General features: G+C 64.5%; 20 protein-coding genes. 11 read left to right on the forward strand and 9 right to left on the reverse strand.

What is annotated here, in order from left to right; genetic code table 11:
• Positions 1-44 precede the first annotated feature (44 nt).
• Together Q0L25_RS08525 and Q0L25_RS08530 are read left to right on the forward strand one after the other, a co-directional pair.
• Positions 45-995 (forward strand): SPFH domain-containing protein, encoded by a 951-nt coding sequence (locus Q0L25_RS08525; RefSeq protein WP_296613334.1) that lies wholly within the window; start codon positions 45-47, stop codon positions 993-995.
• A gap of 10 nt (positions 996-1,005) precedes the next feature.
• Positions 1,006-1,455 carry an NfeD family protein gene (locus Q0L25_RS08530; protein ID WP_296613336.1) on the forward strand — a complete coding sequence of 150 codons (450 nt, stop codon included), beginning with the start codon at positions 1,006-1,008 and terminating at the stop codon, positions 1,453-1,455.
• 23 nt (positions 1,456-1,478) lie between these two features.
• On the opposite strand, the gene Q0L25_RS08535 is transcribed toward Q0L25_RS08530, so the two are convergent.
• The 3 genes from Q0L25_RS08535 to Q0L25_RS08545 form a co-directional block, all read right to left on the reverse strand.
• Entirely contained in the window at positions 1,479-1,808 is a 330-nt protein-coding gene (locus Q0L25_RS08535; RefSeq protein WP_296613338.1) for a hypothetical protein, read from the reverse strand.
• A 70-nt stretch (positions 1,809-1,878) separates the two neighbouring features.
• On the reverse strand, positions 1,879-2,319 hold the full coding sequence (locus tag Q0L25_RS08540) for a hypothetical protein (RefSeq protein ID WP_296613340.1): 441 nt from the start codon (positions 2,317-2,319) through the stop codon (positions 1,879-1,881).
• A 41-nt stretch (positions 2,320-2,360) separates the two neighbouring features.
• Positions 2,361-3,971 carry a phosphoenolpyruvate carboxykinase gene (locus Q0L25_RS08545; protein WP_296613342.1) on the reverse strand — a complete coding sequence of 537 codons (1,611 nt, stop codon included), beginning with the start codon at positions 3,969-3,971 and terminating at the stop codon, positions 2,361-2,363.
• Between the two features lie 166 nt (positions 3,972-4,137).
• On the opposite strand from Q0L25_RS08545, the gene Q0L25_RS08550 reads away from it, so the two are divergent.
• The 7 genes from Q0L25_RS08550 (at position 4,138) to Q0L25_RS08580 (ending at position 9,421) form a co-directional block, all read left to right on the forward strand.
• Positions 4,138-4,845 carry a response regulator transcription factor gene (locus Q0L25_RS08550; protein WP_296613344.1) on the forward strand — a complete coding sequence of 236 codons (708 nt, stop codon included), beginning with the start codon at positions 4,138-4,140 and terminating at the stop codon, positions 4,843-4,845.
• Positions 4,814-6,391 carry a stimulus-sensing domain-containing protein gene (locus Q0L25_RS08555; RefSeq protein WP_296613346.1) on the forward strand — a complete coding sequence of 526 codons (1,578 nt, stop codon included), beginning with the start codon at positions 4,814-4,816 and terminating at the stop codon, positions 6,389-6,391. The genes Q0L25_RS08550 and Q0L25_RS08555 overlap by 32 nt, the downstream gene beginning before the upstream one ends.
• Before the next feature lie 10 nt (positions 6,392-6,401).
• Complete coding sequence (locus Q0L25_RS08560) at positions 6,402-6,842, forward strand: HPr kinase/phosphorylase (RefSeq protein WP_296613416.1); 441 nt, start codon at positions 6,402-6,404, stop codon at positions 6,840-6,842.
• Positions 6,839-7,756 carry an RNase adapter RapZ gene (gene rapZ, locus Q0L25_RS08565; protein ID WP_296613348.1) on the forward strand — a complete coding sequence of 306 codons (918 nt, stop codon included), beginning with the start codon at positions 6,839-6,841 and terminating at the stop codon, positions 7,754-7,756. Before Q0L25_RS08560 ends, rapZ begins: the two co-directional genes overlap by 4 nt.
• Before the next feature lie 10 nt (positions 7,757-7,766).
• On the forward strand, positions 7,767-8,174 hold the full coding sequence (locus tag Q0L25_RS08570) for a PTS sugar transporter subunit IIA (RefSeq protein WP_066810665.1): 408 nt from the start codon (positions 7,767-7,769) through the stop codon (positions 8,172-8,174).
• The gene (locus tag Q0L25_RS08575; RefSeq protein ID WP_296613352.1) at positions 8,174-8,446 is read left to right on the forward strand and encodes an HPr family phosphocarrier protein; all 273 of its coding nucleotides are present in this window, start codon (positions 8,174-8,176) and stop codon (positions 8,444-8,446) included. The genes Q0L25_RS08570 and Q0L25_RS08575 overlap by 1 nt, the downstream gene beginning before the upstream one ends.
• 174 nt (positions 8,447-8,620) lie before the next feature.
• Positions 8,621-9,421 (forward strand): RNA methyltransferase, encoded by an 801-nt coding sequence (locus Q0L25_RS08580; protein WP_296613353.1) that lies wholly within the window; start codon positions 8,621-8,623, stop codon positions 9,419-9,421.
• Between the two features lie 6 nt (positions 9,422-9,427).
• Here Q0L25_RS08580 and Q0L25_RS08585 read toward each other — a convergent pair whose 3' ends face one another.
• Positions 9,428-10,096: a tetratricopeptide repeat protein gene (locus tag Q0L25_RS08585; protein WP_296613355.1), complete on the reverse strand. Its 669-nt coding sequence runs from the start codon at positions 10,094-10,096 to the stop codon at positions 9,428-9,430.
• Positions 10,097-10,144: 48 nt separating this feature from the next.
• Positions 10,145-11,488 carry a DNA recombination protein RmuC gene (locus tag Q0L25_RS08590; protein WP_296613357.1) on the reverse strand — a complete coding sequence of 448 codons (1,344 nt, stop codon included), beginning with the start codon at positions 11,486-11,488 and terminating at the stop codon, positions 10,145-10,147.
• A gap of 133 nt (positions 11,489-11,621) precedes the next feature.
• Here Q0L25_RS08590 and Q0L25_RS08595 point away from each other — a divergent pair, with 133 nt between their 5' ends.
• Entirely contained in the window at positions 11,622-13,286 is a 1,665-nt protein-coding gene (locus Q0L25_RS08595) for a formate--tetrahydrofolate ligase (protein ID WP_296613358.1), read from the forward strand.
• A gap of 47 nt (positions 13,287-13,333) precedes the next feature.
• Here Q0L25_RS08595 and Q0L25_RS08600 read toward each other — a convergent pair whose 3' ends face one another.
• The 4 genes from Q0L25_RS08600 to Q0L25_RS08615 all read right to left on the reverse strand — a co-directional run bounded on the left by Q0L25_RS08600 (position 13,334) and on the right by Q0L25_RS08615 (position 15,334).
• Positions 13,334-13,624 carry a GIY-YIG nuclease family protein gene (locus Q0L25_RS08600; protein WP_296613359.1) on the reverse strand — a complete coding sequence of 97 codons (291 nt, stop codon included), beginning with the start codon at positions 13,622-13,624 and terminating at the stop codon, positions 13,334-13,336.
• Between the two features lie 86 nt (positions 13,625-13,710).
• Complete coding sequence (locus tag Q0L25_RS08605) at positions 13,711-14,064, reverse strand: GFA family protein (RefSeq protein WP_296613361.1); 354 nt, start codon at positions 14,062-14,064, stop codon at positions 13,711-13,713.
• The gene (def, locus tag Q0L25_RS08610; RefSeq protein ID WP_296613362.1) at positions 14,061-14,585 is read right to left on the reverse strand and encodes a peptide deformylase; all 525 of its coding nucleotides are present in this window, start codon (positions 14,583-14,585) and stop codon (positions 14,061-14,063) included. Before def ends, Q0L25_RS08605 begins: the two co-directional genes overlap by 4 nt.
• 86 nt (positions 14,586-14,671) lie before the next feature.
• On the reverse strand, positions 14,672-15,334 hold the full coding sequence (locus tag Q0L25_RS08615) for a hypothetical protein (protein ID WP_296613363.1): 663 nt from the start codon (positions 15,332-15,334) through the stop codon (positions 14,672-14,674).
• Positions 15,335-15,569: 235 nt separating this feature from the next.
• Here Q0L25_RS08615 and Q0L25_RS08620 point away from each other — a divergent pair, with 235 nt between their 5' ends.
• Complete coding sequence (locus Q0L25_RS08620) at positions 15,570-15,848, forward strand: acylphosphatase (protein WP_296613364.1); 279 nt, start codon at positions 15,570-15,572, stop codon at positions 15,846-15,848.
• Positions 15,849-15,870 lie beyond the last annotated feature (22 nt).

Genomic DNA, 15,870 nt, shown 5'->3' on the forward strand with positions numbered 1-15,870 from the left:
GCCAGATCGGCGGTCGAGCCGGACGCACTTTGGGGGAAGTTGTGATGGGTGCAATCATCGGATTGCTGGTTGCTGGCGTTGTGCTGGTCGCCATTTTCAGTTCGGTCAAAGTCGTACGACAGGGCTATCAATATACCATCGAGCGCTTCGGCAAGTTCACGTATGCCGCGCAACCCGGCCTGACTTTCATCACGCCCCTGTTCGACCGTATCGGCCGCCGGGTGAACATGATGGAGCAAGTGCTCGACATTCCGGGTCAGGAGATCATCACCAAGGACAATGCGATGGTCGCGGTCGACGGGGTGGTGTTCTTCCAGGTGCTCGACGCGGCAAAGGCGGCCTATGAAGTCAGCGACCTCTATGTCGCGATCATGCAGCTGGCGACGACCAACCTGCGCACCGTCATGGGATCGATGGACCTCGACGAATTGCTGTCCAAGCGCGACGAGATCAACGCGCGTCTTCTATCCGTGGTAGACCATGCGACCGAGGCCTGGGGCGTCAAGATCACGCGTGTCGAGCTGAAGGACATCCGCCCGCCCGCCGATATCGTCAACGCCATGACTCGCCAGATGAAGGCCGAGCGCGAGAAGCGCGCGACCATCCTCGAATCCGAAGCGGCGCGGCAGAACGAAATCAACCGCGCCGAAGGGCAAAAGCAGGCGCAGATCCTCGAGGCCGAAGGCCGCAAGGAAGCCGCGTTCCGCGATGCCGAGGCGCGAGAACGCTCCGCCCAGGCCGAAGCTACCGCGACCAAAGCGGTGTCCGACGCGATCGAAGGCGGCAGCACTCAGGCAATCAATTATTTCATTGCGCAGAAATATGTCGAGGCGATCGGGCAGTTCGCGACCTCGCCCAACGCCAAGACGATCCTGTTCCCGGTCGAGGCTACGCAATTGATCGGGACGTTGGGCGGGATCGGCGAACTCGCCAGGGATGCGCTGGGCAAGGACGCGGCGACGCCCGGCAACCCGTCAGTGCCGCGGACACGATAGGACGACCGTCATGACGTTGTTCGGAATCGACTGGAGCCCCGGCGCCCTCTGGCTCGCCGTGGCGCTTGCGCTTGCGATCGCGGAGCTCATCGCGCCGGGATTCTTCATGATCTTCATCGCCGCCGGCGCGGCGCTGACTGGGTTCGTCATACTGGCGATTCCGGGGCTGGGCTGGGTCGCCCAGGCCCTGTTGTTCGCAGCCTTCAGCGCGGCCGCCGTCGCCATTGGACGGCGATGGTATCGTCAGAGTCCATCGACGGCGTCATCCCACGGCCTGAACGACCGGACCGCCAAGCTGATCGGCAAGACCGTCGAGGTGTGCGAGGCGATCGTCGCGGGCGAAGGCCGGGTCAAGGTCGGCGATGGCGCCTGGGCCGCTACGGGGCCCGATGCGCCCGCCGGGGCACTCGTGCGTATCACGGGCGCCACCGGAAGCGTCTTGTCGGTCGAACTGGCCTGAGCGCTTGGACTCAGGCCGACGCGTCAAGCCTTGTTGCCGCCGCCGAACAGGCTGGAGGCCAAGCCGCCGAGTTGGCCCAAGATACCCGAATTTTCCGCGCCGTTGATCAGCGTCGCGAACTGACCGAGCGAGCCTTCGCCGCCGATATGGCCGACGATCTGGCTCAGTACGTCAGACCCGAGGCCGGTGGACGCTGCCGCCCCTTCAACGGTATCGCCCGGCGCCGTGTGCGATTGAGCCAGCGCCATGATCGCACTCTCGGCCTGCTCAGGGGTGATCCCGACCTTGGCGGCGAGGTTCTGGACGTCGGCGTTCGAATTTACTTGCGAGAGAATGCCATCGAGCAACGACATGGAACTTCCTTTCACTGGGCCGGAGGCGAAACGACTCTAGCTTTCCGTCAGATACCCGGTCGCCGTCCCATCAGGAAGCAAGATCGGGCGGCAAGTAGCCCAGCCGGGCCTGCGCCGAGAACAAGCGATCGCGCGAATAAAGCGTCAATGGCCAGTCTCGCCGCCCTTCGGGGGCAGCCAACAATGCGTTGACCTTTCCCGCCAATGGCAAGCCGCTGGGGATGGCCGCGAGGACACCCCGGATCGCCGCGACATATGTCAGTGTGATCGTATGATGATAGCCCTGGGTGGCGTCATTCACTCCGCCGACCGCCTCGTTATAGCCGGAGATGATCGCCGGCAGATCGCGCTCGACATCGATATCGGGCCGTTCGGTCAGGAGCCATAGACAGGCGGCAAGATGCGCTTCGTGCGTCCACTCCGCCTTGGGCAAGGTGCGGGCGAGCAACCCCTCCCCCACACGGCGGACGGCGGCGTCGTCGGCGAAGAATCGGATTTCATGGTCGGTCATTGGTCGGGCTTCCTTTGGAGAGGCCCGACCCTACGTCGAGCCTAGTCTGCTGTGGCGGGGGCTCGGGGCGCGGATTGTCGCACGCCTTCGTCCACATGGTCCGCGAATTGCGCGAAATTCTCGACGAACAAGTCGACCAGCTTCGCCGCCGTCGCGTCATATTCGGCCTTGTTCGCCCAGGTTTCGCGCGGATCGAGAATGTGGCTGTCGACACCGGGCACCGCGACCGGCACCTGGAAGCCGAAATTGGGATCGGTGCGGAACTCGGCGTCGTTCAAACTGCTATCGAGCGCGGCGTTGAGCAGAGCGCGCGTCGCCTTGATCGGCATGCGCTTGCCGACGCCATATTTGCCTCCGGTCCAGCCAGTATTGACCAGCCAGCAATCGACATTGCCCTTGGCGATCCGCTCCTTGAGCAGATTGCCATAGACCGACGGGTGGCGCGGCATAAACGGCGCGCCGAAACAGGTCGAAAAGGTCGCTTCGGGCTCGGTCACACCGATCTCGGTGCCCGCGACCTTGGCGGTATAGCCCGACAGGAAGTGATACATCGCCTGGTCAGGCGTCAGCTTCGCAATCGGCGGCAGCACGCCGAACGCGTCGGCGGTCAACATCACGATGTTGCGCGGCACCGGCCCCATATTGGCGGCCGACGCATTGGGGATGAAGTCGATCGGATACGCGCCGCGCGAATTCTCGGCGAGGCTGTTGTCGTCGAGGTCGAGGACTCGCGTGTCCGGATCCATCACCACGTTCTCCAGCACGGTGCCGAAGCGCTTGGTCGTCGCGTAAATCTCGGGCTCAGCCTCGGCCGACAGGCGGATCATCTTGGCGTAGCAGCCGCCTTCGAAATTGAACACCGCATCGTCCGACCAGCCATGCTCGTCGTCGCCGATCAATGTGCGGCTGGCATCGGCGGACAAGGTCGTCTTGCCGGTGCCCGACAGGCCGAAGAACACCGCCGAGCCCCCTTCCGGCCCTATGTTGGCCGAGCAATGCATCGGCATGATGCCCTTGACCGGCAACAGATAGTTCAACAGCCCGAACACCGACTTCTTCATCTCGCCGGCATATTCGGTGCCGCCGATCAGGATTAGCTTTTCGCTGAAATTGACCGCGATCACCGTCTCGCTGCGGCAGCCATGGCGCTCGGGATCGGCCCGGAAGCTCGGCAGGTCGATGATCGTATAGTCGGCGGCAAAATGCGCGAGGTCATGCGCCGATGGGCGGACCAGCATCGTCCGGATGAACAGGCTGTGCCAGGCATATTGCGTGACGACACGGACGCTGACGCGGTTCGACGCTTCCGAACCGCCGAATAGATCCTGGACGAACAACGTATCCTGCTTCGCCAGGTCGGCGAGGAAGTCGGCCTTGAGCGCCGCGAATGACTCGGGGCTCATCGCCTTGTTGGTCTTGCCCCACCAGACGGTCGATTCGGTCTCGGCATCGCGGACGATGAACTTGTCCTGCGCCGAGCGCCCGGTGTGCCGGCCGGTGGCGACCACTAAGGGCCCGTCGGCGGCGAGATGGCCTTCGCCGCGTGCGATAGCGTGCTCGACCAGCGGGGCCGTTCCGAGGTTCCAATACAGCTTGGCGGCAGTGGCGATGCCCTGCGCGTCCAGCCCCTGTGCGGGGACTCGATCGATCATTTTTCCTCCGATATCGCACGTTGCGGGTTTGTCCCGCATACGTATGCATCCTCGTTGTTCAGGGCGCATAGAGCCGCTCAACCCGCCCGTCAAATTGGCCAATGGTTTACCGGCGCAAAGGTTTCGCCTAGGCGTGTCCGCAACACGTTTTGGGAATGCCCGCACGATGACGGCCACCATCGCGCTCGTCGATGACGACCGCAACATCCTGACCTCGGTGTCGATCGCGCTGCAGGCGGAGGGCTTCCTGACCCGCGTCTATTCCGACGGCGAGACGGCGCTGAAGGCGCTGATCGACAATCCGCCGGACCTGGCGATCTTCGACGTGAAGATGCCGCGGATGGACGGGCTCGAGCTGTTGCGGCGGCTGCGCGAGAAGAGCCAGATTCCGGTAATCTTCCTGACCAGCAAGGACGACGAGCTCGACGAGGCGCTGGGCCTCGCCATGGGCGCCGACGATTATATCGCCAAGCCGTTCAGCCAGCGCCTGTTGATCGCCCGCATTCGCGCCATCCTGCGCCGCACCGAATTGAGCCATGCCAGCCCCGGCGGCGACGAGCCTCCCGCCGAAACGGCGATCGACCGCGGCCGGCTGCAGATGGACCCCGCGCGCCACCGCGTGACCTGGGCCGGCGACAATGTGACGTTGACGGTGACCGAATTCCTGATCCTCGAGGCGCTCGCGCAGCGGCCCGGCGTGGTCAAAACGCGCAACCAGCTGATGGACGCGGCCTATCAGGACGACATCTATGTCGACGACCGCACGATCGACAGCCATATCAAGCGCGTCCGGCGCAAGTTCCGCGAGGTCGATGCCGAATTCGATGCGATCGAAACGCTCTATGGCGCCGGCTACCGTTTCTCGGAGGAGTGAGGCGGAGGGTGACGGCCGCGACCTGACGCTGAAATGGTCGGGTCGGATTTCGCTCACCGCGCGCATCCTCGCGCTCAACATCTTCGCGTTGGCGCTGCTCGCCGGCGGGTTCTTCTATCTCGATTCGTACCGGACGCGGATACTGGACAACCGCACCGCCCAAGCGAGCCGCGAGGCGCGGCTGATCGCGGCGGCGATGGTGTCGACGCCGGCCGATCACCGCGGCGACCTGGCGCTGCGTCTCGCCCGCGACACCGACACCCGCATCCGGCTGTTCGCCGCCGACGGCAGGCCGATAGCCGACACGCGCGCGATGGGATTGCGCAATTTCGTGCTGGTCGATCCCAACAAGGAGGGTTGGGGTCTGCAGGCCGCGCGCTTTCTGGACGCGGTGATCGACACCGTCGTCAACGCGCCGCGCGCGCCGCTCTATCGCGAACGCAAGGAGGGCGCCGAATGGCCCGACGTCCGCACCGCTCGCACCACGCTGGCCGCTCCGGCAACGGTGTGGCGCGCGCCGGACCGTACGCCGGTCATCACGGCCGCAGCGGGTTTGGGCGATGGCGAGGTCGTCATGACGACAGTCAATGCCCGCGACATCACGCAGACCGTACGGCTCGAACGATTCCGGTTGGGGATCGTGCTTGCGATCGTCACGCTGGTATCGATCTTTCTGTCGCTGTTCCTCGCGCGCACCATCGTGCGGCCGTTGCGCCGGCTGGCACGAGCCGCGGTCCGCGTCCGCTTGGGCCGCGCCCGGGAAGTGGTCGTCCCGCGGCTGCCATCTCGCAGGGACGAGATCGGCAGCCTGGCTCGCGCGCTCAGCGATATGAGCCAGGCGCTGCGGGCGCGGATCGACGCCACGGAAGCCTTCGCCGCGGACGTCACGCACGAAATGAAAAACCCCCTCGCCTCGCTGCGATCAGCGGTCGACGGCCTGGCGAACGTCAAGGATCCCGCGCTGCAGGAGCGGTTGCTGGCGATCGTGCGCGACGACGTCCACCGGCTCGACCGGCTGATCACCGACATTTCGGAAGCGTCGCGGCTCGATGCCCAGCTCAGCCGCGCCAAGTTCGACGCGGTCGACGTGCTCGCGATGCTCGCAGCCTTGATCGAGCAGCGCATTACGCGAGGAATCGAGCGCGGAGTGCGCATCCGCTTCGATGATCGCGCGCGCAACGGCGCATTGGTAATGGGCGAAGGCGCGCGGCTGGAACGCGTCTTCGAGAATCTGTTCGATAATGCCGTCTCCTTTTCCCCCGACAATGGTCTGATCACGGTTGCCGCGACGGTCGCGGATGGCGACTTGGTGATCCGCGTCGAGGACGAAGGCCCGGGAGTCCCGGAAGAAGCGCGTGAGGCTGTGTTCCGGCGTTTCCAGTCGATCCGCCCGGAGAATGAGGAATTCGGCAAGCATTCGGGACTAGGGCTCGCCATTGCGCGGACGATCGTCGAGGGGCATCAGGGCACGATTGCGGTCGAATCGCGCGAAGACCGTCTGAGCGGGGCCAGATTTGTCGTCCGGCTGCCGCTCGCTCCAGGCTAGGGAGGCAGCCATCTCGACCGGGCTCTCATTCGAAACCCTTCATGTCTCCAGCGTCGCCATCGATGGGCGTGCGGTATTGATCGAAGGCGAATCGGGGGCCGGCAAGTCCGACCTCGCGCTGCGCCTGATCGATCGCGGCGCTCAGCTGATCAGCGACGATTACACCTTGCTCCAGCGCGCCGGCGGCGAACTGATCGCGTCACCACCCGACACGATCTCGGGCAAGATTGAGGTACGCGGTCTGGGCGTCCTCGAGACGCCATATGTCGAGAAGATCCCGGTTGCCCTGCTCATCCGCCTGACCGACGCGCCTGAGCGGCTACCGCTAGCGGACGAGGTCCGCCGTATCGCCGGGCTCGATATTCGCGAGGTGGCGGTCGATTCGCGCACCGCCTCGGCGCCGATCAAGGTCGAACTCGCCTTGCGGCACCTGGTCGGCGGCAAAGCGTGACTCGCGCCAAGGAGATCCTGCTCGTCACCGGCCTGTCAGGTGCCGGTAAGTCGACCGTGCTCAAGACGCTCGAGGATCTCGGCTGGGAAACCGTCGACAATTTGCCGCTCCGGCTGCTCGACCGGCTGCTGGGCACGCCATTGTCGGAAAGCACCGAAAGCGATTCGCCGCTGGCGGTCGGAATAGGTGCAAGGACACGCGACTTCGATCCCGAGAGCATCGTCAAGCGCATCAAGAAACTGCGCGCCGAGCATGGTTATGACATCGGCACCTTGTTTCTCGATTGCGGTGGCGCCGAGCTCGAGCGGCGTTACGCCGAAACGCGGCGGCGCCATCCGCTCGCGCTCGATCGTCCGGCGAGCGACGGCATCGCGCGGGAACGCGAGCTGCTCGCCCCGCTTCGCCGTTGGGCCAATCGCCTGATCGACACGACCGATTTGTCCTCAAACGAGCTCGCGCAGCAGGTGCGCGCGACATTCGGCGGCGACGGGCTAGGCGAACCGACGCTGTCGGTCATGTCCTTCGGCTATGCCCGCGGTCTCCCACGCAACGCCGATCTGGTGTTCGACATGCGGTTCCTCCGCAATCCGCATTGGGACGAGAAATTGCGCCCCGGAACGGGACTCGACGCCGATGTCGGGGCCTATGTCGCGGCCGATCCAGCCTATGACGCGGCAATGAAACAGATCGAGGACCTGCTGCTGCTCCTCCTTCCCCGCTACCGCGCCGAAGGAAAAGCCTATGTAACCATAGCCTTCGGATGCACGGGTGGTCGCCATCGCTCGGTTCATGTCACGGAACGGGTCGAGAAGCGGTTGCGCGACGCCGGCTTTTCGCCCACGGTCACGCATCGGGATCTGGGGGCGGCACCGCAGGACTCCTTAGAGGGTGCGCCGCGGACGGGTTTGGGATAGTAAGCAACGCATGATTGGTCTTGTTTTGGTGACGCACGGACGGCTCGCGTCCGAATTTGTCACTGCAATGGAACATGTCGTGGGTCCGCAAGAGCGCGTCGAAGCGATCGCGATCGGCCCTGACGACGATATGGAAGCGCGCCGCGCCGATATCGCCACCGCGATCGGCAAGGTCGACGACGGCAAGGGCGTGATCGTTCTGACCGACCTGTTCGGCGGCACGCCGTCGAACCTCGCAATCTCGCTGCTAGAACGCGGGCGAGTCGAAGTCATCGCCGGAATCAACCTGCCGATGTTGATTCGCCTGGCTTCTGCGCGCAAGTCGATGAAAGTCGTGGACGCCGTGATCGCGGCGCGCGAGGCGGGTCGGAAATATATCGCGGTGGCATCCGAGGCGCTCGGCGAGGCCGCTGCCTGATGCCGGCGGTCAGCCGCTCGGTTCAGATCGTCAACAAGCGCGGCCTGCATGCACGCGCGTCCGCCAAGTTCGTCACTCTCGCTTCGACCCAGCCGGTCGAGATCCAGGTGGTCAAGGATGGGCCCGCGGTCACCGGCACGTCGATCATGGGGTTGATGATGCTGGGCGCGGCGATGGGCGACACAATTACGATCAGCGCCGATGGCGACGGCGCGGAAAGCGCGGTTGGCGCTCTGTGCGAACTGGTCGAGGCCAAGTTCGGCGAGGATTGACAGCCTCCGCCAACAGCCGAGCCGCCAAATCGTCGCCCGGCCTTGTGCCCGGGTCCACCGGGCGGCAAGACCGGGAAAAGAAGCTCCTGCTGCCGCGCTGGCCTGCACAGTGGATGCCGGGACAAGCCCGGCATGACGGCAGGAACTGATCGTGCTCGACTGTAGGGAATATAGATGCCCCGCGAGATCACCGCTTTCTCCAACACCCTGGTCAAACGGGTGCGCAGCCTGCGCGACAAGAAGCATCGCAAGGCCGAAGGATTGTTCCTGGCCGAGGGCTTGCGCATCCTGACCGAAGCGCGCGAAGCCGGGCGCCTCCCGGACTATCTATTCTTCGCCGCCGACAGCACCAAGCATCCACTGGTCGTCGCATTGGTCGACGCGGTCGAAGCCGCCGGCGGCGAGGCGATCCAGACCAGCCACGACATCCTCTCCAAATTGTCGGGCAAGGACAATCCACAGGCTGTCGTCGGCGTCTTTCCTGAATTCACGACACCGCTCGAAGCGCTGGACCGGTCCACCGCGTCGATCTGGCTGGTTGCGGAGCGGCTGCGCGATCCGGGCAATCTCGGCACGATCCTGCGCACCGGCGATGCCGTCGGCGCGGGCGGGCTGATCCTGGTCGACGATTGCGTCGATCCCTTTTCGGTCGAGGCAGTGCGGGCGAGCATGGGCGCGCTGTTCACCGTACCCATTGCCCAGGCGCGCTGGGATGAGTTCCTGCCCTGGCTACGCTCGGGGCCAGGCCAACTCGTCGGACTCAGCCTGCAGACCGACCACGATTATCGCGAAGCGAGCTACGAGGCGCCGACCTTCCTGCTTACCGGCAACGAGGCGCAGGGATTGCCCGACGCGTACGAAGCTGAGTGTGACCTGTTGGTCAAATTGCCGATGCTGGGCAAGGCGGACAGCCTGAACGCCGCCGTGGCCACGGCAGTAATGGCGTACGAGGTGCTCGCGTACCATCGCCGGTAACGCCGGTCAGGTCGTCTTCTTGCGCTGTTCCTTGATATATTCGATTTCACCCAGCGACTTGGGTTCGTTGGGGATGATCGCCAGGCACTTTCGATAGGCAGCCTCGGCATCGTCGAGCCGTCCGAGTTCGACGAGGTCGTAGCCAATGCCGCGGAACGAAACACAGCGCTCGTAATCGCGCCGCTCCGGTGTGAAACTGGCCGCAGCTTCGGCGTTCATGTAAGCGTCGATCGAGTGCTGCCATTCCTTCTTCTTCAGAAAAACGTATGCTAACTCATTGAGATAGCGCGAGTGCTTGGGCGCGAATGTAATCAAGCGCTCGAATGTCGATTGCGCATCGTCGAGGCGATCGAGGTCGACCAACGCGAATGCTTTGACGTACAGCGCTTCGCACCATGTCGACGGGACGAGGCGAATAGCGCCTGCGCCCCCGGCGTTGGTCACATAATAACCTTCCTGCTCGGCGGTTTGCGAACAGTAGATGTGGCGTTTCTCGCCCGAAAAGTCTTTTTCGAACGACGCCACCACCGGGTCGACCGTCGACAAGGCACGCGCCGGATCGCCGGCCTGGATCGCGGAGAAGGCGTGACTGATGGTTGCCACGGCGGCCGAGTCTCGGTCCTTATCCTGTCCCGCGGCGCTCATCGGCAAGGCCAGGAGCATCGCCGCGACCATCGAGCCAGTCATTTTCGTCATCGCCCCGCTCCCCTACAGGCACGAGGATCATGCCTCGGACGAACGTTCCGTTATCTCGCCGACGGACGCAAGCTTCACCAGCGGGCGCGGCGATTGCTCGACGATCGGCGGCGAGTCGATCGACCGTCCGGCGGTGTCGATATTGAAATCCTCGAACCTCTTGGCCTGGGTAAGGACCTGCGTCTCCAGGCTGCCGACAAAGGCGTTATAGGCGTCGTTGGCCAGCCCGATATTGCGCCCCAGCCGCGCGACATGGCCGCCCATCACCGCTAGGCGGGCGTAGAGCTCCTTGCCCAGTTCGGCGATCTGCCGAGCCTCGCCCGCCAACTTCTCCTGCCGCCACACCGCGGCGACGGTGCGGGCGATCGCGATCAGATTGGTCGGCGTCGCCAGCAGCACGCGGCGGTCGAACGCGAAATCCCACAGACCCGGATCCTGCTCGAGCGCGGCCGACAGGAAATGCTCGCCCGGCACGAACATGATCACGTAATCGGGCGCTTCTTCGAACTGCGTCCAATAGGCCTTGGCGCCGAGCGACTGGACGTGGGCGCGCATCGAGGCGGCGTGGCGGACCAGCCCGGCCGCGCGTTCGGCATCATCGATCGCGCCGAACGCGTCCTGATAGTCGTTGAGCGACACCTTGGCGTCGATCACCAGCGCGTTGCCGCCGGGTACGCGAATGATGACGTCGGGCCTCAGCCGACCGCCCTCCCCGTCTTCGACGCTGACCTCCGCCTGGAAATCGGCATGTTCGCTCAGCCCGCACGACTCGAGCACGTTGCGCAATTGCTGCTCGCCCCAGCGTCCGCGCGCCTTGGGCGCGTTACGCAGCGCGTTGACCAGCTTCGACGCCTCGGAACGAACCGATTCCTGCCCCACCCGCATCGCCTCGATCTGGCCGTGCAGCGTACCGAACGCGTCACGGCGATCGGCCTCCACCTTCGCCACGCCCTCTTCGTAGCGCTGCAGCCGTTCATGGACCGGCTGCAGCAAGGCCCGAAGATGCTGACCGCTGGTCGCTTCCGACTCCTTGAACCGTTCGTCCGCGCGCTGGAGGAATTTGGTCTGCGCCTCGTCGAGCAGGCGCTGCCCGACCTCGGCAAATTGCGTGGCCAGTGCGTCCTTCGCGGCGACGATCTCAGCGAGCCGCGCCTCGAAAGCCGCCTCGCGCTCGCGCGACGCCGCCTGGTGCGCGTCGAGCGCGCGCATCGTCGTGTCGCGCTCGGCGGTCACCTCGGTCAATTGCCGGCGAGTCACGTCATGTTGCTCGGCATGGACCCTGGCCGCCGCCAATTCGGCCACGCCGCGGCGCGACGCGAACAGCCAGCCGATCACCAGTCCGACGACGAGCGCAGCCAACGCAACGATCAACAGTTCAAACACTATCCACCCGTGAGGCCAATCAATGGCCGGAACATAGATCGAACGGCGGTGCCGGGACAGCCCCAATTTCGTTACGACAGCAGGGTGACGACTGGAGGTCAGGGCGGCTAAGACCACACATATGCTCTCCGATATCGAGATTTCGCGCGCCGCGACGCTTCGCCCTATCCAGCAGATCGCCGATCGGGCGGGCATTTCGCCCGACGCGGTCGAGCCCTATGGCAAATACAAGGCGAAGCTGATCCGCGAGCACCTCCCGGTCCCCCGCGACCTGGGCAAATTGATCCTGGTCACCGCGATCAGCCCGACGCCCGCCGGCGAGGGCAAATCGACCACGTCGGTCGGGCTCGCCGACGCGCTAAACCGGGTCGGCAAGAAGACAATGCTGGCGCTGCGCGAGCCGAGCCTGGGACCATGTTTCGGCACCAAGGGCGGCGCGACCGGCGGCGGCTATGCCCAGGTGGTGCCGATGGAGGACATCAACCTCCACTTTACCGGCGATTTCCACGCCATCACCAGCGCGCACAACCTGCTCGCGGCGATGATCGACAACCATATCCATTGGGGCAACGCCCTCGACATCGACGTGCGGCGGATCGTCTGGCGCCGCGTGCTCGACATGAACGATCGCGCACTCCGCGACATCGCGCAATCGCTCGGCGGCGTCGCCAACGGTTTCCCGCGTGAGAGCGGGTTCGACATCACTGTGGCCAGCGAGGTAATGGCGATCCTGTGCCTGGCAGAGGACCTCGAGGACCTTGAGGTACGACTCGGCCGCATCGTCGTCGCCTATACGCGCGACCGACAGCCGGTTACCGCGCGCGACCTGAAAGCCGATGGCGCCATGGCGGTACTCCTCGCCGAGGCGATCAAGCCCAATCTGGTCCAGACGCTGGAGGGCAATCCCGCGCTGATTCACGGCGGCCCGTTCGCCAATATAGCCCATGGTTGCAATTCGGTGATCGCGACCAACACGGCGCTTGGTCTGGCCGATTATGTCGTGACCGAAGCCGGGTTCGGCGCCGACCTTGGCGCGGAGAAGTTCTTCGACATCAAATGTCGCCAGGCCGACCTCAAGCCTGCCGCCGCGGTAGTCGTCGCGACGATCCGCGCGCTCAAGATGAATGGCGGGATCGCCAAGGCCGATCTGGGCACGACGGACCCCGAGGCGGTGCGACGCGGTGGCGTCAATCTCGCTCGACATCTCGAGAATGTCCGCCAGTTCGGCATTCCCGTGGTGGTCGCGATCAATCGCTTCGATAGCGATACCGAGGACGAGATGTGTGTCGTGCGCGAGATCGCCGCAGCCAATGGCTGCGAGGCGATCGTCTGCACGCATTGGGCCGAAGGCAGCGTGGGCGCCGAGGCGCTGGCGCACCACGTCGCCGCGTTGGCCGATGGCGGCGGTGCGCAATTCGCCCCGCTCTACGACGATGCCATGCCGCTGTTCGACAAGATCAACACCGTCGCCACACGCCTCTATCGCGCCGAACACGCCACCGCCGAGCCCAGCGTGCTGGCGCAGCTTAAGCGCTGGGAAGAGGCTGGATACGGCCACCTCCCCGTCTGCATGGCCAAGACCCAGTACAGCTTCTCCACCGACCCGGCGAAACTGGGCGCGCCGGTCGGTCATATCGTCCCGGTGCGCGAAGTACGCCTGGCCGCCGGCGCCGGGTTCGTCGTCGCGATCTGCGGCGAGATCATGACCATGCCCGGCCTACCGCGCGTGCCCGCGGCGGAAGGGATCAGAATCGGGCCCTCGGGAGCGATCGAGGGGTTGTTTTGATTCTCCCCAATCCTCGTCACCCCAGCGAAAGCTGGGGTCTCAAGCGATCACGCGATCCGGTCGAACAGATCCTCCCAATCCGGATTGAAGCTTTCGATCAACTCGATTTTCCAAGCGCGTTGCCACGCTTTCAACGCCTTCTCGCGCGCGATCGCGTATTCGATCTCATCATGCGGCTCGGCCAAGACCAAGGCCTTGATCCCATAGCGCCGGCAATAAGCCGACCCGACATCCCGCCGATGTTGGTCCACCCGCTCGGCTAAATAAGCCGTCACGCCGACGTAGAGCATGCCCCTCGGCTTGCTCGCCATGATGTAAGTCCAGCCGCCTTTCGACATGTGGCGAAGCTAGCCGATGTGGCTTGAGATGCCAGCTTTCGCTGGCATGACGGCCTATTGGCACGACGACTTATTGGGCTCGTCGCCTAAGCCGGATACACCCCATCAAACGGCACGATCGTCGAGGTCAGGCCATGGTCTTCGTCGAGACAGCGCCAGTTCACGCTGATCGCATCGGGATGCGAGCGCGGGCGGTAGAAGCTCTTGATTCCGCAATGCTGGCAGAACAGGTGCCGCGCCCGCCCCGAGCCGAAGCGGTAGAGGGTAAGGTCGTTCCGCCCCTCGGTCTGGCGAAACCGCGCGTCGGGTACGATCAGATGCAGATAGCCGGTCATGCGGCAGATCGAGCAGTCACAGTCGAGCAATTCGACATCGGCACTCTCGAGCCGAACCTCGAAGCGGACATGGCCGCAATGGCAGCCGCCTTCGACAGTGATCAAGCCGCCTTCCGCGCCTTGGCCAGCTTCTTCATGATCATGTCGCGCTTGAGCCGCGAGATATGGTCGGTGAACAGCACGCCGTTGAGATGGTCGATCTCGTGCTGGATGCACGTCGCCATCAGGCCGTCCATGTCTTCCTCATGCGGCTTGCCGTCGCCGTCGAGCCATTTCACGCGGCACCGCGCCGGGCGCTGGACCTCGGCATATTGCTCGGGGATCGACAGGCAGCCTTCGTTATAGACCGCCAATTCGTCGCTGACCCAGAGCAGTTCGGGGTTCACGAACGCGACGGGCTTGCGCACCGGCTCGCCGCCTTCCTCCACGGGCTCCTGGAGGTCGATCACGACCAGGCGCTTCTCGATCCCCACCTGCGTCGCGGCGAGACCGATGCCGCGCGCGGCGTACATCGTCTCGAACATGTCGGCGAGCGTGGCACGGATCGAATCGTCGATCTCGCTGACCGGCGCGGCAACGGCGCGCAGTCCGGGATCGGGTACTTCGAGAATGGTAAGAACAGTCATGATGCGTCAGCTATGAAAGCACCGCTGGCGCGTCAAGGACGGTTGCGGAGGAAAACGCCGCCGATTTACGCGCAGTCCAGCGAACTTCAGCCGATCAGCTCCGAACAATCGCCACCCAGCGTCGAGCGGACGCCGCCCACGTCCACCGCAAGCAGCCGACGATTGGTTTGCGATACCAGGAAGTTGATCGTCATATCGGTTCGCGTGCTGGCCTCGATTTCCCAGGCGGCTGTCGGACCATTGCGGCCCCCTTCTGCCGAAACGGAACGCCGGACATCGATCCTCGTCACGCTGGGCCCGCGATCAAAATGGAATACGGGCAAGTCGAAATGCGCGCCCTGGGCGAGGGGCAGCGCGGCCAGGACGAATTCGATCGTCTCGTCGTCCCAAACCGGTCCGGGCAGTGGAACGTCACGCGTTTGGCGCCGTCCGTCCACCCCGCGGACTGTCCCGCGCGCTTTGCCGTCGCGATACCGCACCGAGAGATCGGTCTCGCCGTCGGTTTGTTCAGTCATGCGGATCGGCTGCAGGCTGGGGAACGCGACTTCGATCCGGCTAGTCAGCAGCGGGCCGCCGTTGAATCGCGAAACGACGGTGATCATCAGGCGCTTGTCGTCGAGGCGTTCGACACGGCGCAGGACGTTGCCCGCGGATTTGCCCTGCTCCGTCCCAGCGACCGTGTAGCAAGCGTCTCCGGCCGGCAGCAACGTACCGTCGATTGGAGGCAGATTTTCGGTGGGCGCGGCCATAGCCGTTGACCAGATCAACAAGGCCGGGACTATCGGCACATATCCTCCCTGACTTCTCTCGGGCTCTCTACCGGCGTCGTTCGGTTCGGCGCAAATTCGTGGCAGTCGCCGCCGGATTGCCCCGCTTGTACGCCAGGCTGCGGATCGTAACGCTACGGTTCGCTTCGCCCGGTGCTAGACTCTGCGCGATTGGTGGGGACCAACCCTGCAATCGTGTCAAAAAGGGTTGTAATTTATGGGGATAATGCAGCGGGTCGTGGTGTCGGGTAAAGTGCACCAGGTCGGCTTCAGGGATTTTACCATCCGCAAGGCACAGGCCTTGGGGGTCACCGGCTGGGTGCGCAACCGCAACGACGGCACGGTCGAGATATTGGCGTCCGGGGAGGAGGATGCGGTCGCCTCGCTGGTCGAGGCATGCCGCGCAGGCCCGCCATTGGCGCGGGTCGACCATGTCGAGGCCTATGTCGAAGCGGGCCAGCCGGTGAAAGGGTTCACCAAAAGGTTTACGGCATAGCAGCCCGACCATCCCCCCCCGT

Source organism: Sphingomonas sp., from assembly GCF_024508665.1.
GTDB lineage: Bacteria > Pseudomonadota > Alphaproteobacteria > Sphingomonadales > Sphingomonadaceae > Sphingomonas.